Below are 22544 nucleotides of genomic sequence, written 5' to 3'. Positions count from 1 at the left end.
GAATTATGCCAACTTACACAGGAATTTCCAGCGAAGCCTTCAGACATCCGCTAGATCGCCAAGCCGAGCAAGCTTTACGCAATTTACCAGGATTTGATTTAATTGCTCGTAAATTTGTGGAATTTGTTTACGAACGCCCTCAGTTAGTCTATCTAATGGGCAACACCATCCAAGTCGGGCCGCGTCAATATTCCACTATCTACCAGATGTTTCGTGAATGTGTGCGGGATTTAGATATTTATCCAGAACCAGCACTGTTTGTTGAACAAAATCCCCAAGCAAATAGCTATGCTTTGGGTCAAGAGCATCCTTACATAGTCATAAATACAGGGATACTAGACTTACTTAATGAAGCCGAAATTAGGGCGGTGTTAGCCCATGAACTGGGACATATTAAATGTGGTCATACTATTTTAATTCAAATGGCGATGTGGGCAATGAGTGCTGCGTCTGTTATCGGTGAATTAACCTTTGGTATTGGCAATTTCGTCACTCAAGCCTTAATTTACGCGTTTTTTGAATGGCGGCGTAAAGCTGAGTTGTCAGCAGACCGGGCAGCCTTGTTAGTGATAGATGATCTAGATACCGTGATGTCTTCAATGATGAAACTATCTGGCGGTAGTAACAAATATGCCAATGAATGTAGTTTAAAAGAGTTTATCAAACAGTCAGAGAACTATCAGGCACTGGATGATGACGGACTAAATCAAGTGTATAAATTCTTAATGTACAACGGCGCACAAGGGATGATGCTGACTCATCCTTTCCCGGTGGAGAGAGTGCAATATTTACGACAATGGGCAACATCATCAGAATATCAAGAAATTCGCCGAGGTAATTATCAGCGATCGCCGGCTACCGGTGCAGTTAATGTCAATGCTCAAACTTCAGATACTGAAGTACAAGCTTTACGACGCAAAATTGAAGAATTACAACGAGAAATTGATAAACGGAAACAATCTGATTGAGTAATGAGTAATGAGTAGTGAGTAGTGAGTAGGTAGGCACTGTATTTTTCTCCCCCTGCTCCCCTGCTTTCTTTTCCCCAATTCCTAGTCCCCAATCCTTACAAAACGGTTGTCTAAGAGACTCCGTTTTTTTCGTCTCAAGTGTAGCCTCAGCATTAGAGAGATTATTTTCAGGTTGATCATTCCTTCAAGAGTGGGAAAATCTCAAATGTGACTCCTAATTTCACAAATTACAAACAACCAACATCCAATTCCGCTTAGGAACTGCTAAACATGGCAATTAAATTTTCCAAGTGGCTATCGCTATCTGTATTAGCTACGATTCTTGCCCTTTTCCTCTTCTTGCCGGGTATTGCCTTGGCAGCACCTTTTGGATTTCATACCCCCTCTGAGACAATTATTAACTCTGCTGGCAATGTCGTTAGTGGCAATATCGTTACTGACTACCCCAACTTGACTGAACTGGATTTGACTCCCTTGCAGCGTCAACAACTCCAAGGTATGCTGCAACGCCGTAATAAAGAAATAGCGGCTGTCTTAACTCCATCCCAACTTACCGAACTCAAACATCAACTGCATTCTGGTCATAATTTCAATCAAGCCTTGCTAGCAATAGACTTGCAACCAGAACAGGAACACCTTATCAAAGCCATAGAACAATTTATCAACTTGAAAATCAAAGCAACTTTAGTTCGATATTCACTACCTAATTAAAAGTTCAGCACGATTGGTTCTACAAAATAGCGATCGCTTTCGGTATGATGGAGGCGATCGCTTCACTTCATCAAATTAGGGAAATAACTGGCTAATCTCAACTTCCATCTCTGGAAAAGCGATCAAAGATAATGTTGCATTCTCCCCTAAGATAAATTCTTGCTTGTAAGTCGCCCCACTTGGTTCGCGGAAAACATAAACCTGAAATTTATTTACGTCTAAAATCCAGTATTCAGTAATGCCCGCTTGAGCATAAAGAGGTGCTTTTTGTCTACGATCAGTCTCTAGGGTTGTATCCGCTACCTCAACTAATAGAAATACTTCCTGTGATGTAGGGTGGTGGTCAATGTATTTTCGCGGATCGATGCGAACAATGGCAATATCCGGCTCAGGTTCAGAATATTGGCTTAACTGAATGGGATCTTGTACACGAACTAAGGCAACTTCCGCCAACAGCCGCTTGAGATAATCAGAAGCACACAGGGTTGTGGCTGCGTGGGGAGGATTTTTAGCACTCATCGGAATTACTTGCCCGGCAATCAGTTCTACCCGTTCATCGGCGGCAATAATACCCGTTGCTAACATTCGGTGATATTCGTCTACATTCCACAAGCGTACTTTGGTTTGTGTCATAGTATTTTAATTGTAGCGATCGCACTATCAAGGACAAAAATCTCTTACTGTCCACTTTTACAGCATCTATAATTAATCTTGCCCTCTGAATAGTTCGTTACCATGTCGGAAGAAGATATCCGTGCCGCTAGGCTGGAGAAAGTAGAACAACTCAAGCAGCTAGGGACAAATCCTTACGCTTACCGTTGGGAATCTACCCACCACGCCGCCCAATTGCAAGAAAAATTTGCCGATTTACCCAGTGGTGAAGAAGTTGATGTAGAAGTCGCCATTGCTGGACGGATTATGGCGCGTCGTGTTTTCGGTAAGTTGGCTTTCTTCACCTTGCAAGATGAAACAGGCACAATTCAAATTTACCTGGATAAAAATCGTATTCAAGAAAGCATGGCAGATGTTGATGCTGATGCTTTTAATCACCTCAAACAACTTACAGATGCAGGCGATATTCTAGGAGTCACAGGTACAATTAAACGGACTGAAAAGGGCGAGCTATCGGTCTACGTCAAACAATACACCATCCTCACCAAATCCCTCCTGCCCCTACCCGACAAGTGGCACGGATTAACGGATGTTGCCAAACGCTACCGTCAACGCTACGTTGATTTGATTGTTAACCCCGAAGTCCGGCAAACCTTCCGCCGCCGCGCCCAAATTACGGCAGGTATTCGCCGCTATTTAGAACAGAGGGATTTCCTAGAAATTGAAACCCCAGTATTGCAAAGTGAAGCCGGCGGTGCAGATGCCCGTCCCTTTGTCACCTATCACAACACCCTAGAAATGGAACTGTATCTGCGAATAGCTACAGAACTCCATTTAAAGCGGTTAATTGTCGGTGGATTTGAAAAGGTCTTTGAATTGGGGCGCATTTTCCGCAACGAGGGAATTTCTACCCGCCATAACCCTGAATTTACCTCAATTGAAGTTTACCAAGCCTACGCCGACTACAACGATATGATGGCGTTGACAGAAGGCATTATTACCACCGTTGCCCAAGAAGTTCTCAGTACGTTGCAAATTACCTACCAAGGAGAAAGTATAGATTTGACACCACCTTGGCGACGGGTGACAATGCACGATGTAGTCAAAGAATATACAGGTTTAGATTTCAATTCTTTCCCCAGTTTGGCAGAAGCGAAAGCCGCAAGTAAAAATGCTGGGATTCCTGGTGTAGATGAAGCCCAAACTATAGGTAAAATACTGAATTTAGCCTTTGAAGAAAAGGTAGAAACCAACTTAATTCAGCCGACCTTTGTAATTGATTATCCTGTAGAAATTTCACCATTAGCTAAACCTCACCGTTCTCAACCTGGTTTAGTAGAACGGTTTGAATTATTCATGGTCGGACGGGAGACTGCTAACAGTTTCTCAGAGTTAACAGACCCCATCGACCAAAGACAACGTCTAGAAACCCAAGCTGAAAAAAAAGCAGCCGGTGACTTAGAAGCCCAAGGCGTAGATGAAGACTTCCTCACCGCTTTAGAATATGGTATGCCCCCCACCGGCGGTTTAGGTATCGGGATTGATCGATTGGTAATGTTATTAACCGATTCTGCCAGTATTCGGGATGTAATTGCATTCCCCTTACTCAAGCCTGAAAAATCAGAAGCATCCCCAGAACCAGCAAGTTAATTAATGAGTGGAAATTTAATTATCGATAACCTGTAGAGAGAGACAAGAAAATGTTGCTTTCTATGGGTTTTTATTAATTAATGCCATAAAAGTGTCGTAAAATGCCTAAAATTATCTTGCTCAAGTTCTGAGGAGTAGCATTTTTGCAAGCACAAGAAATTCAATATAAACTCAAATTATTGATTGAGGAAGCATCTACAGTAGACAACAACTTATCCAAAAGATTAGGAGAAATCAATCGTTGGGTTAAAGATATCAAAGCAGGTAAGCTAATTGCTAAACCTTTTTTAAAGTTATTTTTAGAACAAATGATTAGGGATGCTGACGCTTTCCTTATCCTCAAGTCTCTATCTCTTGAAGAACAACAATTAGCCTTAAATTCTTTGACACCCACACTGAAATATTGGTATGGTTACTTGTTTCCCAAATGGCTGAGTGAAAGCGACCCTAAGTTTTATATTTGGAGACAAAAAATTAAAGCTGGGGAATTTAGCCAGGAAGATGGCAAGTTAATTGAGTCTATTACTAAAAGTATTACCAATTTGGGTGGTACTGTTGTTCAACGATACATTATAGATTTATCAATGGCAACTGATATAATTGTCAGTAGTACACAAGAGCAACCCCTTTGTATTCAACTTACTAGTCTCAATCAACAATTTTCTCAAGATAAATCAAATGATTGGGAAAATACTCTGCGTTTGTGGGCAATAGATAGAGGATTGTTTTTAAGTTACAACCCAATTAGTAACAATTTAGTAAGTCAGATAGTTAATATATCTCTAGCGCATAGCGATAATTTGCTCACAGATAATTATTTGAAATTAAATATGTAGTTATCTTGCACCTTCATTTACTTTGTTTGTAATTTAGCTAAAAATAGTGAGTCTTTATGGTTAAAGAGCAACCAACTGACCGTCAACAGAGGTTAGGAAAATTTCTCCAAGCTGTAGAAGCTGCCCAAAAATTGCAAGATGACATTATGAACTATGGGCTTGATGCAGCTTACTTGCATAGTGATGATGTTGATGGTGATTGGTTAGAAAAGTGGGGGGAAAATGACAATGAACCTAGTTATGTACAATTGTTGACTGCTTTTCTAGAAAGTGATGATTCAGTGGCAATAAAAGTGCGTCATCAGTTACAAGATAAATCAATTCCAGAAATTATTGAAGAATTAGAAAAATGCCTGAGTCTAGCGGAGGAAGAAGACAGGATTTTTGCTGTAAAAAATATGTTAGTCGGCAAACTGGCAATTGCAGAAAATAATCGTGAAAATAGTAATCGAATTGATGAAATCGAGTTTTTGAATTTAGCTGAGGAATTACTAGAAACATTAGGAAAATTTTTGGATTAGTCTGAATCAATTTACAAACATAACTCACCATTAGGAATTGATTAGTGGTAGAAGTAAAACGCCTTGATGATTATATAAATCTAATTCAAGAACTTCTTCAATCTTCTCAAGGACAAGAACCAAGGATTTTAGATTGTCATAAAAATTTGATAGATACTGGTTTAGTAGAAACAATGAAGGAGGTGTCTAGAAAATTAGCAGAGGAAGGAGAAGAAGAAAACTCTCTTTTTTTACGTAGGGTTGCTGTTACAATTGCCGCTAGCCTCGGTCAGCCATCATCAGCAGAAAACTATTTTGAACTTATTCAAATGCTGTTACAAGCAGTTGACAGTAGCGAAGCTAAACCGCAAGTAGTGTCTTCATTCCTGGCGGCGAATTTAGACAAGCTAGATGATAAATTTTCTCGTTTCTTAAAGGCTTGGTCTGTATATACAATATTTGAAGAAAAGCTAATTCCAGCAGAAATATTAGCAACAAACATATTTAATCTCAGTAATATAATATCTGAGTTTCAATTAGGAAATAAAGCATCAAATCTAGAAATTGCCATTGCTGGCTATGAAGTGGCTCAAGCTGTCTTTACTTCAGAAGTCTTTCCCCAAGAGTGGGCTATGATTAAAAACAGTTTAGCTGCTTCTTATATTCACCGTATTCGAGGAGACAAAGCAGAAAACCTAGAAATTGCTATTACTGCTTTGCAAGAAGCGTTGCAAATTGCTAACAGAGAAAACTTACCCATAGAATGGGCTACATCTCAAAACATTTTAGCTGCTGCCTATATTAAACGTATCCAAGGAGACAAAGCAGATAATATCGAATTTGCTATAGCTATTTTAAAAGCGTCTTTAGAAAGAATCACCGAAAAAGAATTACCTCAACAATGGGCTAATTTCCAAAATAATCTAGCAGTTGCTTTCCGTAATCTAACCCGAGGAAACAAGGCAGAAAATATAGAATTAGCTATATCTGCCTGTAAATCTGCTTTACAAGTTTTCACTTTGGAAGAATTTCCTGAACAATGGGCTGAAACCCAAAACAATTTAGGGACTACCTATCGCTATCGCATTAAAGGAGATAAAGCAGAAAATATAGATTTAGCTATTAACTGTTATCAAGAAGCAGTGAAGGTTTTTAATAAGACAGATTATCCTCAATCATGGGCTGATTTAAAAAACAATTGGGGACTTGCTTACTTAGAACGTATTCGAGGAGATAAAAATCAAAATATAGAATTAGCTATATTTGCTTTTGAAGAAGCCTGCCAAGTTTTTACTAAAAAAGCTTTTCCTTACGAATGGGCAATAACTCAAAATAACTTAGGTATTGCTTATTTGGATAGAATTTATGGTAATAGACAAGAAAATTTGAATTTAGCTATTGTTTATCTAGATAAAAGTTTACAAATTATTACTAAAGATTGTGACCCTATACAATGGGCTACAACTCAAATGAATCTGGCAATTTGCTATGGCGAGCGGTTTAAAGATGATGATCAAAATGATTTAGAACTAGCTCTAAATGCTTTTCAATCTGCTTTACAAATTCGTACTCAACAAGCTTTTCCAGAAGACTGGGCATTAACTCAGAGTAATCTTGGACATATTTATAATTTGCATGGATATTTTACGAAGGCAATTGAATCTTGCCAATTAGCTTTAAACGTATACAAACATAACTTATTTCCAATTGATTGTTTTTTAACGGGACGCAACTTGGGTAATATAGCTTTCTCTAATAGCCACTGGGATAAAGCTATTCAAGGCTATGAAGCAGCTATTGATGGATTAGAAACTAACCGTAGCTGGGTAAATTCTGAATATCGCCGTCAAGAAATTCTGGAAGAATCCATATATATTTACCAAAAGATAGTAGAAGCCTGCATCAATGCTGGGCAAATAGAAAAAGCGTTTGAATACGCAGAACGATCGCGCGCCAAAAGCCTAGTAGACTTAATGGCAAGTAACGACCTCTACCAAGGTGACGAAATTCCTCCAGCAGTTCAGGAGTTATTGCAGAAGTATGAAGAATTGCAACAACAAATTGATCTAGAGCGCGATCGCCATCAATCTAAAAATAATCCCAATGAGACACGCGCTGCTTGGCAAGCTGATAATGAAGCGATCGCCAATTTAGAAAACCAAAAACAACAAATCTGGGAAGATATTAGACGTTTAGATCCTGTGCTAGCTGGTGAGATTCAAGTTAGCGCGCCTGAATTTCCTGCAATTCAAAAGTTGATTGACAAACCAAACACTGCTATTTTAAGTTTCTAGACTACTGACACAGATACCCATATTTTTGTGGTAGAGCAAAACCAAATTACTCTTCACACTTGTACAGGGCAAGGATTAAATATATTACAAGGCTGGATTGAACAGAATTGGTTATTCCCTTATAGAGATGAACCCAAAAAATGGGAAATTCAAATTTACAGTTTTCTCATCGAATTAGCTGAACGCTTACAAATATCTCAACTTATATCTCAACATCTTCAAGAGATAGAAGAATTAATTTTAATTCCTCACCTTTTATTACATCAAATCCCCTTTGTTGCTTTGCCTACAGGCGAATATCAGGAATATTTAGGAGATAAATTTCTGATTCGTTACAGCCCAAGCTGCCAAATTTTAGAATTTTGTCAGCAACGCGACATAGTAGATAGCTTGTCTCTACAATATGGAACTGTGGAAGATGCAGAAGATAACCTTCCCTGTGCTAGATTTGAGGGACAAAAACTTGCTCAAATTTACAACATCCGCAGAGAAAATAGATTAATTGGTAGTAATCAAGCTACTCCTGAAAACTATCGAAAATTAGCACAACAAGTTAATATACTTCATTGCTGTCACCATGCTGAATCTCGACTAGATAATCCTTTAGAATCACGGTTAAAATTAGCCCATGACAGCAGTATTACCTTGGGGGAATTAATGACACCCAGTTGGCGTTTACCTCAACTTGTAGAAGTATTTCTATCTTGCTGTGAAACTCATTTAGGGATTCCTTCATTAACTGATGATATTCTGACACTTTCTACAGCTTTTTTGTGTGCTGGTTCTAGAAGTGTAGTTAGTACCCTCTGGTCAGTTAATGATTTAGCCACAGCATTATTTTCCATTTTTTACTATCAGCAAAGGCAAGAAGGTAAAAACCGTCCCGAAGCATTACGGCAAGCGCAAATCAAACTACGCGAATTTACAAAGGCAAATCTTCAAGAAATATTCCAATAACTTGAAACAAGAGAACGTGAACTAGGAAGAAATCGAAAAAAATATCCTTTAGATTCGATTGAATATAAACAATGGCAGCTTGAATATAATATGTATGCTAAATTGAACAGACAAATTCAAGAAATTGAACAGTCTACTCAGCAATTTCCGTTTGCACATCCCCGTTACTGGGCTGCTTTCATTTGCCAAGGGTTACGATAAAAATACAAATTATTTAAAAATAAAATCCACCTAAAACTAGGTGGATTTTTAGTTATTTTAGTGGATCCGAGCAGAGTCGAACTGCTGTCCAAATTGGGTATTGACCCCCCACTCGTTCACAGGTTTAGCCTTTCTGACCCTCAAGGCGGGAATCGTTCATTATCCCGAACGTAGGATACTCTGATTAAATCTTAGCCAGCAAGCTAACCAGAGAACACTTGCTAGAGCGTCCGTTGGGGGTTGGTCTCTAATCCTTAACGGAGTCAGACTAAAGACGCTCGAACCTTTGAGAGGTTTTTAGGCAACTGCTACTGTAGCAGGCTTACGAGCAAAGTTAACGATGTTATTCGCATTTACTTTTTTTTTGAGCCTTTGATTTGCGAGAGACGACTCACTCTCGACCTGAATCATAGAGTAGCGTTCGCCAACCTGTCGAAACCGTTACGGACCCATGTCTCTATATCTTAATTATAATACGCGATTTTGCAGTTGTGGGTAAACAAGGTTGAGATTCTAGAGAAATCAAGATTGGGGACTAGTTTAGTTTAATCAGTGTAAAAAAAAATCCTATTTTAAACCCATACTGCTGAAAAACAGAGCGTATCTCTGTAAGAGTCTGGTTTTACACCATCATGATAGTTGGCGCATAAGTTAATGTCTGTGTAGCCTATTTCCTGCAAACACATGATAAATTCGTCACGTCCAAACCAATGTAAAGGAAAATGTTGTAACTCGGTAGCGAAGAGTTTACCGTCTTTCCACTTCTCGTAGCGAATTACTGTCATGTTGGTTTGATTGAGCCAGTCTATGGAAGATGTAGTTTGTAAAAGGATTGTTGAACCGTCAGGACAAATAATTGGCGATCGCTGCTTAATAATATTCTCAGTCTTAAAATCTTCGATTGGTATCTCTAGATCAATAAAAATTCGTCCCCTTGGTTCTAAGTGTCGAGCGAAGTTTTGCAAAGCTGCTATAGCGGCATCTCGCTTTGCTAGTAACATAAATGAACCAAAGGAAACAATAATGGCACTAAATTTCCCAGGAAGTTCGATATTTTTGATGTCACCTTGGTATAAAACTGGATTGAGATTTCTTTCTAGACAATGCTGACGACAAGCAGCCAGCATATCAGGTGAATTATCAATACCTTCCACATTCAAACCAGCTTCTAACAAGGGGATCAGTAACCGTCCTGTTCCTACCATTGCTTCCAAAATTCTGCCGCCGATTTGGGAAAGATGTTTGATGTAGTAGGGAATATCTCGATATGCTCCGCCAATAGGCTTGGTAATGTTATAAGCTTCAGTACATAAAGTTCCATATGATGTGAGAGTCATAACTAAAGGCTGCTACGGTTTCAGGAATGTGCAATAACGCTTTTCTAACATTAATGAATGATCAACTTGTTGACACGCACTTTGAATACTGAAGTTATATGCGAGTGCGATCGCCATTTATAATGATGTAACAGCAGATATCGCCCCAGAGAAAGAGCGATCACAAAAAACCCTGATCCCAATTTAAGACTGATAAGACTTTGGTTTGATCTCAAACTGTAACTGAGAACGATAGAAACACACATCAAATTCCATAAAGAAGTTGACTTGTCCCAAAATAAGCGGCACATTTGTAGCCTGCGTCCATGCAAATACTAGTTGTACAGGCTCAAATTGTCCAACAATAGCTTGAACAATAACAACTCGCGCTTCATACTGAGCAAGATTTCCTGTCAAACTCAGTGCTGTTGTCTGGCGTTCCCATTCATAACCAAGCTCAATTCCCACTAAATAGGGAATTACATTCACACTTGCACCAGTGTCCAATAAACCTGATGCTTCTATGGAATTTTGTTGATAAATCAGGGTCAGAGGCAAATGTGGACGAAAGCTAGCTTCCCCTGATGTAGCATCACTGGAAATAAACGGATATTGTTCAGCATTACTCATGATCTTGATTTTGAGCATCTTGTAACACTCGTAGCATAGTATCTGCTGCTTCTACTGCATCATAGGGCGACCACACTGGATAGGACTGGTTAGGTTTAATTAGATCCATTTCTTGTTGTGCTAGTTCTGAGATTAAAATTTGCATGACATGGAATTTGTCTGCACGATTCAAACCCCGTAATGCCGAGATTAGTTCTGAGGAAACCATACAATTTACTCCGGGTATTCGGGTTTTCCTCTCTATTTTATTTGCTTTACAGACCCCATACCTAAACAAACACTACAACCTAGCTATGGGAAAATTGCTTGCAGAGGCGATCGCTTTTCATTCAGTCTCGCTAGCCTCAGCGTTTTTAATCACTGATTCGCTTGCTTGTGGGAAGGCTGGATCTAGATTAGGAACTAGTAGTATCAAATGTATATAAATTTACAATTAATTCTTCAGTAAAGTCAAAAATTTACTCATCGTTCACATCTGCGAATTTAGATTCTAAATCCCGATAACCGCTAATTACGCGCACAATCACCACGCTACTTCAAAAACCGGATAAAAAATAATGTAGCCATATAATCGTATTCCTCTCAGCCTGGAGTCAAACTTCCCCTAACTCCTTCCTATATTTGGGAACTGAGCTATATTTTGGTATTTTTTATTAAATTCTCGAATAAATTTTTCGCTAGCGTTGACATTGCGAACTAAAAAATAATCCAAAATTTCATCTAAATCTTGGCTGGCTTCCTTAGCAATAAAGTATTCCATTATCCTTGAGTTTCACGGGCTTTGCGTAATTTTTCTTCTAGTCGCGCCATAACTACTCCAGCATCCTCAATTTCTCCACGTTCAATAGCAGCCAGCCCAGCAGCTAGTTTTTTCTCAGTTTCTTTTTCCCATTCTTGATAACCTCTCTCCCATCCCTCCAGCAGTTTCAATGCTTTAATAATCACATCTTCAGCATTTTCATATCTACCTGTAGCAATCCGGGTTTGTATAAATTGTTCATATTCCGCTTTGAGTTGAATGTTCATAGTTTTTACCTATAGTTGCTTAAAAGTGTTACCTCTGCTTATAACCTCATTCATGTTGAGGGGTGTAGATTCGCCACTATCAATTCCCTGCTGAATCTCCCGACGCAATTCTGCTAGGCGTATTTCTTTTAAAGCATCTTGTTCTTTGAGCAGTCGTAAACCTTCATGGATAACTTCACTCGCAGAAGTATACATCCCGCTTTCAACTTTCGATTGCACCCATTTTTCCAATTCGCGAGTTAAAGAAACGTTCATCTGCTACCTCTTGATAGGCTGATACCAATTATCCTATCGGGAATAACAAAAAATGTCCAAGTTTGTTATTGCCATTGTCTGAAAACAGCTTCATTCCGAAAGCTCCATAAAACGGCGTGGTGTGAATATAGCCCAATTTACCAACTCATATGATGAGGTAGATAATCTTTCAAAATTCTGGGAATACTAAACTAGTAGTCCTAGCCAATATTCTTATAAACCAACTACTATTTCAAAATCAAGCTAAGACGAAAAACTAGAAGCTGATTCAAAATACTATTCATTTGGGTTGAAATTATATTAGGTTTTTTGATTGGAATATACAGTTTTAGCAGATGAATATACCCTAATTTTAGTCGTTTAATAAGGAGCATACATATGGTTTGTGGTATTTATCAGATTGTAAATACTTTCAATGGTAAATCTTATATTGGACAATCCAGAAATATACATAGGCGATGGAGAGAACATACAAGAGGTTTGAATAAACCAAATGCCTTAGAAATAGGAAACTATCCGCTAAGATGTGCTTTTTTAAAATATGGTCTAGTAGAAATAGTTAGCAAATTAGGAAAAGTTGGGTGGTTTGATTTTAGAATTATTGAAGAATGTACAGAATATAAATTATTAGAACGGGAAGAATTTTGGATAAATACACTTAAGCCAGAATACAACTGCAATATTTGGACTCCAGCCAAAAAGAAGAATAAACTTGAGTCTGAAGAAAAATTTTGGATTCAATATCATAACTATAATTTTCTAGGGTACTTACCTGTTGAACAAATTATTGATGAATCTTTATTAAATGAATATGATTGTGATGAAGTTCTCCCTGGTATATCAACTAACAAAAGAGCCGTTTTAAACACTAAAGGTGATACTATATTCTTAATAGTAGGTATAGGAGAAAAACCTAAACAGTATTATCTTTGGTCTAAATTCATATGTGAAGAAACAACTACAAGTGACTATGAAAATAGCCATTTTTATGATGCCTTTGGTTCTGGTTACTTGATGAAGTCGCCTCAATTTTTAAACTCAAAAGAATTTAACGAGTTTAAAAGATTTTGTGGTAACTTTGGTTTTGGTTTTATGCGGATTAAGGATTCTGCTTATTTAAACAAATTAAAAGAATTATCAAGACTTAATAGGTCAACAAGCTCAAAAATTAATTTCTCCCAGTATATAAAAGATTTTTATACAGAAGTTACGCGTGTCAATTCAAAAGAATTCTCTGCTTATCACAATCGAGGTTTTAGCCGTCATTTAGCTGTTTCTTTACATCCTGAAGAGGCACTACCTGTATTAGCTGGAGAATGTACAATTTTATTAATACGTGAACCAAGCAATCAGGTCTTAAACTATAAAGGTAGTACACTGTTAATTCATATATTAGATTTTTATAATTCAGAGGAAAAGGAAGAATACATAGCATCTTATGGATTAAATGAAGAAACATTTTCTACTTATTCAATTGCTGGCTGGATAACTGTTGAAAATGTTTTTAGGTATGATGCAGAAAGTTTTGCTTCTGATAAAGATTTACATCTTCAAGACAACGATTTCGGTTATTACCAAGAACATTCGGGAGATGATGTATGGGGTATTTCCCTGACAGAACCCGTTTTGTTAAACCCGCCTATCTGTGATGTATTACAACCGGAAGGAATTGATAATGGTGATATATGGCGGCCGGAAAACTTATCGCACCTAGAAGCCTTTCAATTTGCATTGAAAATACCAGTTGAATATGAATAGTCTGATTATGAAAATTGTTTGTTAAAACATAGAACATCTTCAAAAGTAAAAATAGCTAATTGCTAGTTTTCAACTCACCAGCAATTAGCTATTAATTATAGTTAGCAATTGACTTATTCCTACCCCAGTGCTTCTGCACCACCAACAACCTCAAGCAGTTGTTGATTAATTGCTGCTTGGCGGACTTTGTTGTAAAACAAGGAAAGATTTACGTATCTGTCCGTCTGATACATTAGAATTGTTAACCAACTGGTTGCATTGAACTTATTTGCCCTAACTCAACACTCACAGCATCAAAGCGATCGTCTCCTGGATGGTAGGACAAAACTTCTATACCAATTGGCTCGCCACTCACCCCATCTTTGATCAAAATCACCCCGTCTCCAAGCTCAGTAGCAATTTGGTTTTTTCTGGGAACTTGCCAAAACACACTTAATAGCTCCATTTCTGGTTCGTAAAACACCTTTATTTGAGCCACACTGTTTCGCCCTCCTTAATTGCATCGGTTTGGTAGGCTGTAATTAGGAATCCATCTCCATTTAAGCGTCGCGCCACCGCGACAACCCAACGTTTTTCTTTTCTTGCCCGATAAAATAATAATACTTCTGCATCTCGGCTACTGCGTCGAATTTCGTCCGGTGCAGCAAGAGCTGATTGAATTAGCTCCTCCAACTCCTCTATATCAGGATGCTTGATGATCAATCGTTGCCAATACTCTTCGGATGTTCTCACGGTAAAGCCAAGCGGCGTAGAAATTTCAAACTTCATGGAAATGCTAGCACTACAACGAGTCGTATCAAATTTGTTTGTCGCATATGCCCAAAACCAAAAATAGCTAATCGCTAGTTTTAAATTCACCAGCAATTAGCTATTTATCACAGTTAGCAATTGACTTTTTCCTAAGTTAAGGCTTCTGCACCACCAACAACCTCAAGGAGTTCTTGAGTAATTGCGGCTTGACGGGCTTTGTTGTAAGACAACGATAGGGATTTAATCAATTCACCAGCGTTATCACTGGCGTTGCTCATTGCTGTCATCCGGGCTGCTAGTTCACTCGCGGCAGATTCTTGTAATGCCCGCAAGAGTTGGTTACTCAAATATAAAGGCAGCAAGGAATCCAGAATTTGTACTGGGTCTTGCTCAAAAATCATGTCACGGGGTAAGGGACGGACTTGATTAGCCACGCTCTGACGTTCAACTTCAAATTGACCGCCACGGCTTGTGAGGCGGAAGATTTCGTCATCGGCTGCTTCTAAACCTTGGGGGTCAAGAGGTAGCAAAGTTTGCACCACAGGACGAGAACTAACTAAGGACACAAACCGAGTGTAGATTAACTCGATGCGGTCTACTTTTTCGGAAAGGAACAAAGACAGCAACTCGTCAGCAATCTTAGTTGCTTCGTCGGCGGTGGGAATTTGTTCTAAGCCTGTATAGCTAGCGTCAATGGGTTGGTCGCGGCGTTGGAAGTATTGAGTAGCTTTACGTCCAACAATGACAAATGTGTAATCTACACCTTCTGCCTTTAGTTCCTTGGTGCGGTTTTCGGCGCGACGGATGACGTTACTATTGTAGCCGCCACACAGACCGCGATCGCCTGAAATTACCAACAACCCTACTGATTTCACTTCCCGTTTTTTTAGGAGTGGGAGGTTGGCTTCTTCAAAGCGCAAACGGGTTTGTAGTCCATACAGCACTTGCGCTAGTCTATCAGCGAAGGGGCGAGTGGATAGCACTTGTTCTTGCGCTCTCCGTACCCGCGCCGCCGCTACTAGGCGCATGGCTTCTGTAATTTTTTTGGTGTTTTTGACCGACTGAATGCGATCGCGTATTGATTTAAGATTAGGCATATTCTTTTAAGTTCCGAGTCCTGAGTTCTGAGTTCTGAGTGGCAGAATGTGTTGAATGCCAAGTAACTCTTGAGTTTTGAGTCCTGAGTTTTGAGTGGCAGAATTTGCTGAATGCCAAGCTACTCCTAACTTCCTGATCAACTCTTAACTCCTCTTACTCAGCACTCAGCACTCGACACTCAGCACTGTCTTACGCTGTCGCTTTGAAGGTCTTTTTGTAGTCGTCTAAAGCTGCCTTCAATGCACTTTCTTCATCATCAGCCAGCACTTTTTTGCTTTGTACTGATTGATAGTAAGGGTTAACACCTGACTTCAGGTAGTCTCTAAAGCCCTTGGTGAAGGTGGTGACTTTATCAACAGCAATGTCATCTAAGTAACCGTTGATACCAGCGTACAGAATCGCTACTTGTTCAGCTACGGACAAGGGTTCATTTTGAGACTGTTTGAGTAGTTCCCGTAAACGTTGACCTCTTGCTAACTGGTCTTGGGTAGCTTTATCTAAGTCAGAAGCAAATTGCGCGAAGGCTTGGAGGTCGTCAAACTGTGCCAATTCCAGTTTAATCTTACCTGCTACTTTCTTCATCGCTTTGGTTTGTGCCGCAGAACCTACACGGGATACGGAAATACCGGGGTTCACTGCTGGACGCACACCAGCGTTAAACAAGTCAGAAGACAAGAAAATCTGACCGTCGGTAATAGAAATTACGTTGGTAGGAATGTATGCGGAAACGTCACCAGCTTGGGTTTCGATGATGGGTAGCGCGGTCATGCTACCTTTGCCCAGTTCGTCGCTGAGTTTAGCAGCGCGTTCCAACAAGCGGGAGTGAATGTAGAATACGTCTCCGGGGTAAGCTTCCCGTCCGGGTGGACGACGTAGCAGCAAGGACATTTGGCGATAAGCTTGTGCTTGCTTGGATAAATCGTCGTAAATTACGAGGGTGGCTTTGCCTTTGTACATAAAGTACTCAGCAATGGTAGCACCTGTGTAAGGAGCTAGGTATTGTAATGTAGCGGGTTCACTGGCACTAGCTGCAACAACTACGGTGTAGTCCATTGCGCCTTTTTCTTGCAGGGTTTGGACTACGTTAGCAACGGTGGAAGCTTTTTGACCAATGGCGACATAGACGCAAACTACATCTTCACCTTTTTGGTTAATGATGGTGTCGATCGCGATCGCAGTTTTACCTGTCTGACGGTCGCCAATGATCAATTCCCGTTGACCACGACCGATGGGAATCATGGAGTCAATAGCGGTGATACCGGTTTGCATCGGTTCGTGTACAGAACGACGAGCAATAATACCGGGTGCTGGAGATTCAATCAAACGGTTTTCGCTGGCTTTGATATCGCCTTTACCATCGATGGGACGACCTAAAGCATCGACAACGCGACCAACTAAGGCTTCGCCTACACCGATTTGGGCGATTCTACCAGTAGCGGTGACACTGCTACCTTCTTGAATTGCGCGACCTTCACCCATCAACACCGCACCAACGTTATCTTCTTCCAAGTTTTGGGCGATACCGATAGTGCCGTCTTCAAATTCCAACAATTCCCCCGCCATGGCCTTTTCTAGACCATAAATCCGGGCAATACCGTCACCAACTTGCAGAACAGTTCCTACGTTAGCAACTTTGACTTCTTGGTCGTATTGCTCGATTTGCTGTTGAATAATGTTACTAATTTCGTCGGGTCTAATTGATATGCTCATGGTGTATCTTTTTTTCTTGCAAGACGGCAGAATTTGATAGTAATCAGTAGGTGCTGAGTAGTGTTAGCGGTAGCGCGGCGTTTAGCCGGTGCTGAGTCGAGAGTTATGAGTTTTTCTCCCCTGCGCTCTCTATTCCTCTGCTTCTTCCTAGCCCTAGCTACCTAAGCGTAAAGACAGGCGACGTAGTTGACCTCGTAAACTGGAATCAATTACTTGTGATCCAACTTTGATGATCACACCACCAATTAAATCGCTGTCTACTTTAGTTACTAGTTCTACTTGACGAGCTTTAGTTAGAGCGATAACTTTCTGCTCAATTGCCTGTTGCTGTTCTGATGATAGGGGAACAGCAGAAGTGACTTCCGCTAACACGGTTTGATTTAACTGCCGCAACAGTGATAAATACTGCTGTAGAATTTCCTCTAAGAAGAAAATGCGTCGTTTGTCTACTAGCAGTAACAAAAAGTTGCGTAAGTACGGGTTAACTTCTGCACCTAAAACTTGCGTGATAACCCCTTTTTTGGTGTCTGGCTTAATAAAAGGGTTATCAACGAAATTTTTCAGTTGTTGGGAATTTTGCAACAGACTGATTAAGCTACGAGCCTCGCTGCCGAAATCTTCTGCGAGATTTTTCGATTTTGCCAGGGACATCAAAGCCTGTGCATAAGGCTGGGCTATTTCAGCTGTTTCTACAGTGCTTTTCATTACCGTCCTCCCACCTGAGCGATGCTACGGTCAATGATGGCTTGTTGAACATTATCAGCAATGCCAGACCGCAGTTGTGACTCGACTTTTGCTAATGCCAGGGCGGCTACTCGCTGCCGCAGTTCGGTCAACGCCCGCTCTCTTTCGGTGTTTAAATCAGCTGCTGCTGATTGTTGCAAGCGTTCTACGTCTTGCACTGCCTTTGCCAATAGTGCTTCTTTAGTTGCTTGTGCGCTTTCTTCGGCTGCTTTGCGGATGCGTTGTGCCTCAGTCTGAGCCTGTGTCAACTGTTCTTGCGCTTGGGAAAGAGCAACTTGTGCTTCTCTTAAGCGTTTTTCTGCGTCCTGAATCGCGGTTTCGATGTTGGACTTGCGATCGCTCAGGATATTGCTTAAAACTTTACGTCCAAAGTAGAATAGTATGCCAATCAGAATCGCCAGGTTAATGATATTGGTTTCTAAGATGTCTAGGTTTAGACCGAAACCACCTTCTGCTGCGCCTTCTGCTAACTCAGATTGAACAGCTTGCGCTTCTGCGGCAAGTAATAAGAAAGTGCCTGTGATACCCATTTACAAGTGCGCTGCTCGCTTGCTAATACATTGTATTTTTCCCAATAGAAATTTAAGTCTTTAATTTCCCGAAGGTAAATCAAATTTCTTGTAATTTCCGCAGGAAAAGGTGTGTTTTTTTGACACTTAATAAAGCGATCTGGGAATCTTGCCCAGATGCGCTTATGCTTTGACAGGGCTAGCAGTTTTAGCTGATTAAGCTACTGTAGTCCCTAATAATTTTTCGAGAATCTGCCTGCTAAGTCCGTCAACTTGTTGCTCTAAGGAAATCATAGCGGCTTGCTTTTGCTGCTCTATTTCAATTGCAGCTTTTTCTCTTTGCGCTTGAGCTTCCTGTTGTGCTTCGGCAATTTTCTGAGCTGTCACTTTTTTAGCGTCAGCTTGTGCTGCTTCTGCAACTGCTAGCGATTGTCTACGAGCATCTGCTAATTGCTGCTCATATTCCTGAGCTAAACGTTCAGCTTTCGCCAAACGTTCTTTAGCATCAAGGGTATTCGTTCGGATGTAGTTATCGCGATCGTCCAGTACCTTGGTCAGTGGCTTATAGAAAATTGCATTTAGCAAGGCTGCCAACAGCAGGAACTGCAATGCCATAAAGGGCAAGGTAGCATCGAAATCAAACATTTCTCTCCTCTTGAGGTTGGAGTAGCAGTTTTCATGGCTAGCAATAACATCCAACCTTTGATATTTTAGAGACCCATAGCCAAAAAGGGTCAAGGGATTTTGGATTTTAGATTTGCGATTTTGGATTAACACTAACCCAAAGGTTATTTTGTTCTGAGAATTTTAGATTGATAACCGACCAGTTTCGGAACATATACCGAAAACTTTTGATAATCCAAAATCCAAAATCCAAAATCTAAAATTGTTAATACCCAAAATCTTCCCGTCTGTAGAAACGTGATAATTCACGTCTCTACACCCACAAAACCTTTAGGGTTTAAGCAAAGGGGTTAGCGAATAGCAATACTAGGGCAATAACCAGACCGTAAATAGTCAGGGATTCCATGAATGCCAAGGTTAATAGCAGAGTACCGCGAATTTTTCCTTCTGCTTCGGGTTGACGAGCAATACCTTCTACTGCTTGACCAGCAGCGTTACCTTGACCAATACCAGGGCCGATTGCAGCCAAACCAATTGCTAGAGCAGCAGCTAGAACTGAAGCAGCAGAAACTAATGGATCCATGTTGATTTTCCTTGCTTTAATTACAGAAATAACAAAAGTAGTAACTAGTTAAGACGTGTGTTTTCACGCTGCACCGAGTTCGCTGAAATCGCTTTTGCGATATTTTGAGCGTAGTTGCTCTTTTGAACTGTGCTAACAACTGAGGGCGTTAATGCTCCTCATGCTCTTCTTCGCCATGTCCTTCCATTGCCTCATGAATGTATGCCCCTGCTAGGGTAGCAAATACTAATGCTTGGATAGCACTGGTAAATAAACCCAAGGCCATTACAGGTAGAGGTATAAATAAAGGAACTAGCAACACTAACACCCCTACTACTAATTCATCTGCCAAGATGTTTCCGAAAAGCCGGAAGCTTAGGGAGAGGGGCTTAGTAAAATCTTCAAGAATAGCGATCGGCAACAGAATCGGAGTTGGCTCTATATACTTCTTGAAGTAGCCTAAACCCCGCTTGCTGAAACCTGCGTAAAAGTACGCTAAGGAGGTCAGCAATGCCAATGCTACCGTCGTATTGATGTCGTTGGTTGGTGCTGCCAATTCACCTGATGGTAGCTTGATTAGCTTCCAAGGAATGAGTGCGCCCGACCAGTTCGATACGAAGATAAACAAGAACAATGTACCAATAAATGGTACCCAAGGGCGGTACTCTTTCTCACCGAGTTGGTTTTTAGCCAAATCCCGAATAAATTCTAGGGCGTATTCCATCAAATTTTGGATGCCACTAGGAATTTTTTGGGCGTTGCGAGTAGCGGCTAGTGAAGCTATTACTAAAATGCTAATCACAAACCACGACGTGAGGAAAACTTGCCCATGAATTTTTAGGTTCCCCAATTGCCAGTAGAAATGTTGACCCACTTCTAATTCGGCTAGGGGAAAAGAATTAAAGGCGTTTAAGACACTAAGCATTTGCATTCTTCAAGCGTTTTCCCCAAGGTGCGAGGATGGGTGTATTCTCTTTGTGAGCCTGATTTTTTAAGAATCAGGATTGAACGCAGTTTGCACCATGTAGACGAGGAGGGTGGCTTTGTAAGTGAGAAATCCCAAAAATATAGGCAAAATATGTAGATCGTGCCATTGAGTTGCTAGTATAATCAACCCAATAACCAGAGCAAAACGATTTTTGCTGAGACTATTTTTCTCACCACCGAGTCGCTCAACGTCTTTAGCTAGCATCTTTAAGTAAACCACACCTGTACACGCCCCAATGAAATAATTCAGGGCAGTGTTTAGGGAATAAAAAATCCACACAGAGATAAATATTATCCCACTCAAGACAAGTGTGATCACTAACAGCTTCTGGTAGAGTTGATGAAACTCATCCATAGAAGTGTTAACTGGTTCTGCTTCCTCAAAACCAGGTTGAGCATCTTGTGGTGTTGTCGGATTCGGTGCAATTGATTCTTCTGACAAGCTCACGGGACTTGAAACCAGTACAGCTAACTTATGATGACTGCACATTCAGTCAGCTGAATCATATCACGATCCGGTAACAATACTTTAGAAAAAAACAATTAACTTCTTTTGCTGGGGGGATGAATCGGGGTTAGTACAGCTTTGCCTATAATCGTGGTGTTGAGGGTGAAGTTTCAACGCAGAGGGGCGCGGAGATACGAAATGCTGTATTTGGAGATTAGGGCTTAGAGAAGAGAGATTTTTTCATGTCGGGTGGGATATTCCTGTGATTTAGGTGAATCAATATCCTCCAATTGAGTTTTCGGCGTTTCCAGCTAGTGCTTTGGTTTGGGGATGAAGTCAGATTTGAATCAATCAGTGTTGCGGAGTGTTTTGTGGAGAAGCGACTTGTCGCTAAATACTTCGTTACTGCTGAGTTTTAGCAAGTTCTGACTTGTAGGGTTGTTCATCTCCAGTTTTTAAGCATCTGCTGGGTATACTTCTACTTTACATGAAATTTAGCTCAAAGGGTTGTGGGCGATCGCCACCGATAGGTAAAACGCGATCGCTATTTAATGGGTGTAGGGGTTTCAAGCAAGCTGAAAGTATGATTAAGCTGGTGTTGATATCAACAACTGTTGTTGCATTAGGGTTGAGATTTACCAAATATTCCGTTCCCACACCTGAACCACAACCAGCATCTAAAATGCGGATATCTTGCTTTGGTGGTTTCCGTCCCGTACAAAAACTGTAAGCTACTCACTAATTACATCGCCAATTGTAGCCAGGGGGTGGTTCATCTAGGATGGGTTCTGGCGGGAAAGGGTAAGTATCGTAGAGTTTGGCGACAGCATTACTAACAGTTTGGGGGTCGGACATGATGAGGAACAACGCAGCATTTTTGAGTTTAGCGGATAGGGGTAATTAGGGCAAAGTTTGCTTTGCTATGCTCAAATTTTATTTAGATTTAGCCGAATAATCCCTGATGTAGTTAATTGAAGGTTTATCTAACAGCAAAACCTGTAAATTGACGTTTATAAGGTGCGTGGAATCCTAATACAATATCTTCTTTGGGTACACCAGCAGCGATTAATTCATTGGCAATGCCAATTTTCGTACCATCTCTTTGTATCCAAATTTTATCATTTTTAATATCAACATGAAAATGACACCATAAGTCCTTTTTTGCTCTTTTCAACCAATATTTAAAACTTGATAATGATGGCTATCCGTGTCAAATAGTAGTTGAATTTCTGTATTATTATCCAAATCATTAGCGGAATAATTGCTGAGAATATATTGAATAATTTGACAATATTTTATTCTTTCCATAAAACAATTAGATGGCATATGTAAAATTCAATCTACTACCTTAATTAAGAAATATCTCAGGAATGAATAGCTTTACTAAGATCATAA

Annotated in this window: 27 protein-coding genes, 1 other RNA gene and 1 pseudogene; 8 read left to right on the top strand and 21 right to left on the bottom strand. The window is 40.2% G+C overall.

Annotated elements, in window-relative coordinates; translation table 11 throughout:
• Nucleotides 1-5 precede the first annotated feature (5 nt).
• Entirely contained in the window at nucleotides 6-968 is a 963-nt protein-coding gene (locus tag VB693_RS16120; RefSeq protein ID WP_323267146.1) for a M48 family metalloprotease, read from the top strand.
• 273 nt (nucleotides 969-1241) lie between these two features.
• A complete protein-coding gene (locus VB693_RS16115) occupies nucleotides 1242-1682 on the top strand; it encodes a hypothetical protein (RefSeq protein ID WP_323267145.1) in 441 nt (146 codons plus the stop codon).
• A gap of 75 nt (nucleotides 1683-1757) precedes the next feature.
• On the opposite strand, the gene VB693_RS16110 is transcribed toward VB693_RS16115, so the two are convergent.
• Entirely contained in the window at nucleotides 1758-2315 is a 558-nt protein-coding gene (locus VB693_RS16110) for a Uma2 family endonuclease (protein ID WP_323267144.1), read from the bottom strand.
• A 102-nt stretch (nucleotides 2316-2417) separates the two neighbouring features.
• On the opposite strand from VB693_RS16110, the gene lysS reads away from it, so the two are divergent.
• The 5 genes from lysS (at nucleotide 2418) to VB693_RS16085 (ending at nucleotide 8531) form a co-directional block, all read left to right on the top strand.
• A complete protein-coding gene (lysS, locus tag VB693_RS16105; protein WP_323267143.1) occupies nucleotides 2418-3944 on the top strand; it encodes a lysine--tRNA ligase in 1527 nt (508 codons plus the stop codon).
• 143 nt (nucleotides 3945-4087) lie between these two features.
• On the top strand, nucleotides 4088-4780 hold the full coding sequence (locus VB693_RS16100; protein WP_323267142.1) for a hypothetical protein: 693 nt from the start codon (nucleotides 4088-4090) through the stop codon (nucleotides 4778-4780).
• Between the two features lie 56 nt (nucleotides 4781-4836).
• Complete coding sequence (locus VB693_RS16095; protein WP_323267141.1) at nucleotides 4837-5301, top strand: hypothetical protein; 465 nt, start codon at nucleotides 4837-4839, stop codon at nucleotides 5299-5301.
• A 44-nt stretch (nucleotides 5302-5345) separates the two neighbouring features.
• Nucleotides 5346-7574, top strand: a complete 2229-nt coding sequence (locus VB693_RS16090) for a tetratricopeptide repeat protein (RefSeq protein WP_323267140.1) — start codon at nucleotides 5346-5348, stop codon at nucleotides 7572-7574.
• Between the two features lie 27 nt (nucleotides 7575-7601).
• The gene (locus VB693_RS16085; protein WP_323267139.1) at nucleotides 7602-8531 is read left to right on the top strand and encodes a CHAT domain-containing protein; all 930 of its coding nucleotides are present in this window, start codon (nucleotides 7602-7604) and stop codon (nucleotides 8529-8531) included.
• A gap of 259 nt (nucleotides 8532-8790) precedes the next feature.
• Here VB693_RS16085 and ssrA read toward each other — a convergent pair.
• The 7 genes from ssrA to VB693_RS16050 all read right to left on the bottom strand — a co-directional run bounded on the left by ssrA (nucleotide 8791) and on the right by VB693_RS16050 (nucleotide 11959).
• Nucleotides 8791-9183: a transfer-messenger RNA gene (gene ssrA / locus VB693_RS16080) on the bottom strand.
• A 121-nt stretch (nucleotides 9184-9304) separates the two neighbouring features.
• On the bottom strand, nucleotides 9305-10069 hold the full coding sequence (locus tag VB693_RS16075; RefSeq protein ID WP_323267138.1) for a class I SAM-dependent methyltransferase: 765 nt from the start codon (nucleotides 10067-10069) through the stop codon (nucleotides 9305-9307).
• 183 nt (nucleotides 10070-10252) lie between these two features.
• Nucleotides 10253-10678 (bottom strand): aspartyl protease family protein, encoded by a 426-nt coding sequence (locus VB693_RS16070; protein WP_323267182.1) that lies wholly within the window; start codon nucleotides 10676-10678, stop codon nucleotides 10253-10255.
• Nucleotides 10671-10886 (bottom strand): hypothetical protein, encoded by a 216-nt coding sequence (locus VB693_RS16065; RefSeq protein ID WP_323267137.1) that lies wholly within the window; start codon nucleotides 10884-10886, stop codon nucleotides 10671-10673. The genes VB693_RS16070 and VB693_RS16065 overlap by 8 nt, the downstream gene beginning before the upstream one ends.
• A 396-nt stretch (nucleotides 10887-11282) precedes the next feature.
• Nucleotides 11283-11438 (bottom strand): type II toxin-antitoxin system RelE/ParE family toxin, encoded by a 156-nt coding sequence (locus VB693_RS16060; RefSeq protein ID WP_323267136.1) that lies wholly within the window; start codon nucleotides 11436-11438, stop codon nucleotides 11283-11285.
• The gene (locus VB693_RS16055) at nucleotides 11438-11704 is read right to left on the bottom strand and encodes a ribbon-helix-helix domain-containing protein (RefSeq protein ID WP_323267135.1); all 267 of its coding nucleotides are present in this window, start codon (nucleotides 11702-11704) and stop codon (nucleotides 11438-11440) included. Before VB693_RS16055 ends, VB693_RS16060 begins: the two co-directional genes overlap by 1 nt.
• Before the next feature lie 9 nt (nucleotides 11705-11713).
• Nucleotides 11714-11959, bottom strand: coding sequence for a type II toxin-antitoxin system ParD family antitoxin (locus VB693_RS16050; protein WP_323267134.1), 246 nt, complete (start codon nucleotides 11957-11959; stop codon nucleotides 11714-11716).
• Nucleotides 11960-12337: 378 nt separating this feature from the next.
• Here VB693_RS16050 and VB693_RS16045 point away from each other — a divergent pair, with 378 nt between their 5' ends.
• Nucleotides 12338-13717, top strand: a complete 1380-nt coding sequence (locus VB693_RS16045) for a GIY-YIG nuclease family protein (protein WP_323267133.1) — start codon at nucleotides 12338-12340, stop codon at nucleotides 13715-13717.
• A gap of 241 nt (nucleotides 13718-13958) precedes the next feature.
• Here VB693_RS16045 and VB693_RS16040 read toward each other — a convergent pair whose 3' ends face one another.
• From VB693_RS16040 to VB693_RS15980, 13 genes and pseudogenes are all read right to left on the bottom strand, one after another.
• Nucleotides 13959-14195, bottom strand: a complete 237-nt coding sequence (locus VB693_RS16040; protein ID WP_323267131.1) for a hypothetical protein — start codon at nucleotides 14193-14195, stop codon at nucleotides 13959-13961.
• Nucleotides 14183-14575 carry a hypothetical protein gene (locus VB693_RS16035; RefSeq protein WP_323267130.1) on the bottom strand — a complete coding sequence of 131 codons (393 nt, stop codon included), beginning with the start codon at nucleotides 14573-14575 and terminating at the stop codon, nucleotides 14183-14185. The genes VB693_RS16040 and VB693_RS16035 overlap by 13 nt, the downstream gene beginning before the upstream one ends.
• A 41-nt stretch (nucleotides 14576-14616) precedes the next feature.
• Nucleotides 14617-15564 (bottom strand): F0F1 ATP synthase subunit gamma, encoded by a 948-nt coding sequence (locus tag VB693_RS16030; RefSeq protein WP_323267129.1) that lies wholly within the window; start codon nucleotides 15562-15564, stop codon nucleotides 14617-14619.
• Between the two features lie 190 nt (nucleotides 15565-15754).
• Entirely contained in the window at nucleotides 15755-17275 is a 1521-nt protein-coding gene (gene atpA / locus VB693_RS16025; protein WP_190702099.1) for a F0F1 ATP synthase subunit alpha, read from the bottom strand.
• 153 nt (nucleotides 17276-17428) lie between these two features.
• Complete coding sequence (gene atpH / locus VB693_RS16020; protein ID WP_190702102.1) at nucleotides 17429-17980, bottom strand: ATP synthase F1 subunit delta; 552 nt, start codon at nucleotides 17978-17980, stop codon at nucleotides 17429-17431.
• Nucleotides 17980-18549: a F0F1 ATP synthase subunit B gene (locus VB693_RS16015; protein WP_323267128.1), complete on the bottom strand. Its 570-nt coding sequence runs from the start codon at nucleotides 18547-18549 to the stop codon at nucleotides 17980-17982. The genes atpH and VB693_RS16015 overlap by 1 nt, the downstream gene beginning before the upstream one ends.
• Nucleotides 18550-18744: 195 nt before the next feature.
• Nucleotides 18745-19173, bottom strand: coding sequence for a F0F1 ATP synthase subunit B' (locus VB693_RS16010; protein ID WP_190702109.1), 429 nt, complete (start codon nucleotides 19171-19173; stop codon nucleotides 18745-18747).
• Between the two features lie 316 nt (nucleotides 19174-19489).
• Nucleotides 19490-19735, bottom strand: a complete 246-nt coding sequence (gene atpE, locus VB693_RS16005) for an ATP synthase F0 subunit C (protein WP_015112744.1) — start codon at nucleotides 19733-19735, stop codon at nucleotides 19490-19492.
• Between the two features lie 148 nt (nucleotides 19736-19883).
• On the bottom strand, nucleotides 19884-20645 hold the full coding sequence (gene atpB / locus VB693_RS16000) for a F0F1 ATP synthase subunit A (protein WP_190702112.1): 762 nt from the start codon (nucleotides 20643-20645) through the stop codon (nucleotides 19884-19886).
• Between the two features lie 60 nt (nucleotides 20646-20705).
• Complete coding sequence (locus VB693_RS15995; RefSeq protein ID WP_190702116.1) at nucleotides 20706-21191, bottom strand: ATP synthase subunit I; 486 nt, start codon at nucleotides 21189-21191, stop codon at nucleotides 20706-20708.
• A gap of 534 nt (nucleotides 21192-21725) precedes the next feature.
• Nucleotides 21726-22004: pseudogene (locus VB693_RS15990) on the bottom strand (SAM-dependent methyltransferase); the annotation flags it as partial.
• 124 nt (nucleotides 22005-22128) lie between these two features.
• A complete protein-coding gene (locus VB693_RS15985; RefSeq protein ID WP_323267127.1) occupies nucleotides 22129-22323 on the bottom strand; it encodes an element excision factor XisI family protein in 195 nt (64 codons plus the stop codon).
• Complete coding sequence (locus VB693_RS15980; protein ID WP_323267126.1) at nucleotides 22320-22457, bottom strand: element excision factor XisI family protein; 138 nt, start codon at nucleotides 22455-22457, stop codon at nucleotides 22320-22322. The genes VB693_RS15985 and VB693_RS15980 overlap by 4 nt, the downstream gene beginning before the upstream one ends.
• Nucleotides 22458-22544 lie beyond the last annotated feature (87 nt).

The organism is Anabaena sp. UHCC 0399, assembly GCF_034931465.1.
Classification (GTDB): Bacteria; Cyanobacteriota; Cyanobacteriia; order Cyanobacteriales; family Nostocaceae; genus Trichormus; species Trichormus minutissimus.
Note: the sequence above shows the minus strand (reverse complement) of the source record. Positions and strands in the feature narration are given on the sequence as shown.

Excerpts from the sequence above, each read along its gene's own strand:
- atpH (WP_190702102.1), bottom strand. The coding sequence starts at position 17,980 with ATGAAAAGCACTGTAGAAACAGCTGAAATAGCCCAGCCTTATGCACAG.
- VB693_RS15980 (WP_323267126.1), bottom strand. The coding sequence starts at position 22,457 with ATGGAAAGAATAAAATATTGTCAAATTATTCAATATATTCTCAGCAAT.
- VB693_RS16115 (WP_323267145.1), top strand. The coding sequence starts at position 1,242 with ATGGCAATTAAATTTTCCAAGTGGCTATCGCTATCTGTATTAGCTACG.
- VB693_RS16045 (WP_323267133.1), top strand. The coding sequence starts at position 12,338 with ATGGTTTGTGGTATTTATCAGATTGTAAATACTTTCAATGGTAAATCT.
- VB693_RS16030 (WP_323267129.1), bottom strand. The coding sequence starts at position 15,564 with ATGCCTAATCTTAAATCAATACGCGATCGCATTCAGTCGGTCAAAAAC.
- VB693_RS16065 (WP_323267137.1), bottom strand. The coding sequence starts at position 10,886 with ATGGTTTCCTCAGAACTAATCTCGGCATTACGGGGTTTGAATCGTGCA.
- VB693_RS16010 (WP_190702109.1), bottom strand. The coding sequence starts at position 19,173 with ATGTTTGATTTCGATGCTACCTTGCCCTTTATGGCATTGCAGTTCCTG.
- VB693_RS16110 (WP_323267144.1), bottom strand. The coding sequence starts at position 2,315 with ATGACACAAACCAAAGTACGCTTGTGGAATGTAGACGAATATCACCGA.
- VB693_RS16120 (WP_323267146.1), top strand. The coding sequence starts at position 6 with ATGCCAACTTACACAGGAATTTCCAGCGAAGCCTTCAGACATCCGCTA.
- VB693_RS16095 (WP_323267141.1), top strand. The coding sequence starts at position 4,837 with ATGGTTAAAGAGCAACCAACTGACCGTCAACAGAGGTTAGGAAAATTT.
- atpE (WP_015112744.1), bottom strand. The coding sequence starts at position 19,735 with ATGGATCCATTAGTTTCTGCTGCTTCAGTTCTAGCTGCTGCTCTAGCA.
- VB693_RS16060 (WP_323267136.1), bottom strand. The coding sequence starts at position 11,438 with ATGGAATACTTTATTGCTAAGGAAGCCAGCCAAGATTTAGATGAAATT.
- atpB (WP_190702112.1), bottom strand. The coding sequence starts at position 20,645 with ATGCAAATGCTTAGTGTCTTAAACGCCTTTAATTCTTTTCCCCTAGCC.
- VB693_RS16050 (WP_323267134.1), bottom strand. The coding sequence starts at position 11,959 with ATGAACGTTTCTTTAACTCGCGAATTGGAAAAATGGGTGCAATCGAAA.
- VB693_RS16015 (WP_323267128.1), bottom strand. The coding sequence starts at position 18,549 with ATGGGTATCACAGGCACTTTCTTATTACTTGCCGCAGAAGCGCAAGCT.
- atpA (WP_190702099.1), bottom strand. The coding sequence starts at position 17,275 with ATGAGCATATCAATTAGACCCGACGAAATTAGTAACATTATTCAACAG.
- VB693_RS16070 (WP_323267182.1), bottom strand. The coding sequence starts at position 10,678 with ATGAGTAATGCTGAACAATATCCGTTTATTTCCAGTGATGCTACATCA.
- VB693_RS15995 (WP_190702116.1), bottom strand. The coding sequence starts at position 21,191 with ATGTGCAGTCATCATAAGTTAGCTGTACTGGTTTCAAGTCCCGTGAGC.
- lysS (WP_323267143.1), top strand. The coding sequence starts at position 2,418 with ATGTCGGAAGAAGATATCCGTGCCGCTAGGCTGGAGAAAGTAGAACAA.
- VB693_RS16055 (WP_323267135.1), bottom strand. The coding sequence starts at position 11,704 with ATGAACATTCAACTCAAAGCGGAATATGAACAATTTATACAAACCCGG.
- VB693_RS16075 (WP_323267138.1), bottom strand. The coding sequence starts at position 10,069 with ATGACTCTCACATCATATGGAACTTTATGTACTGAAGCTTATAACATT.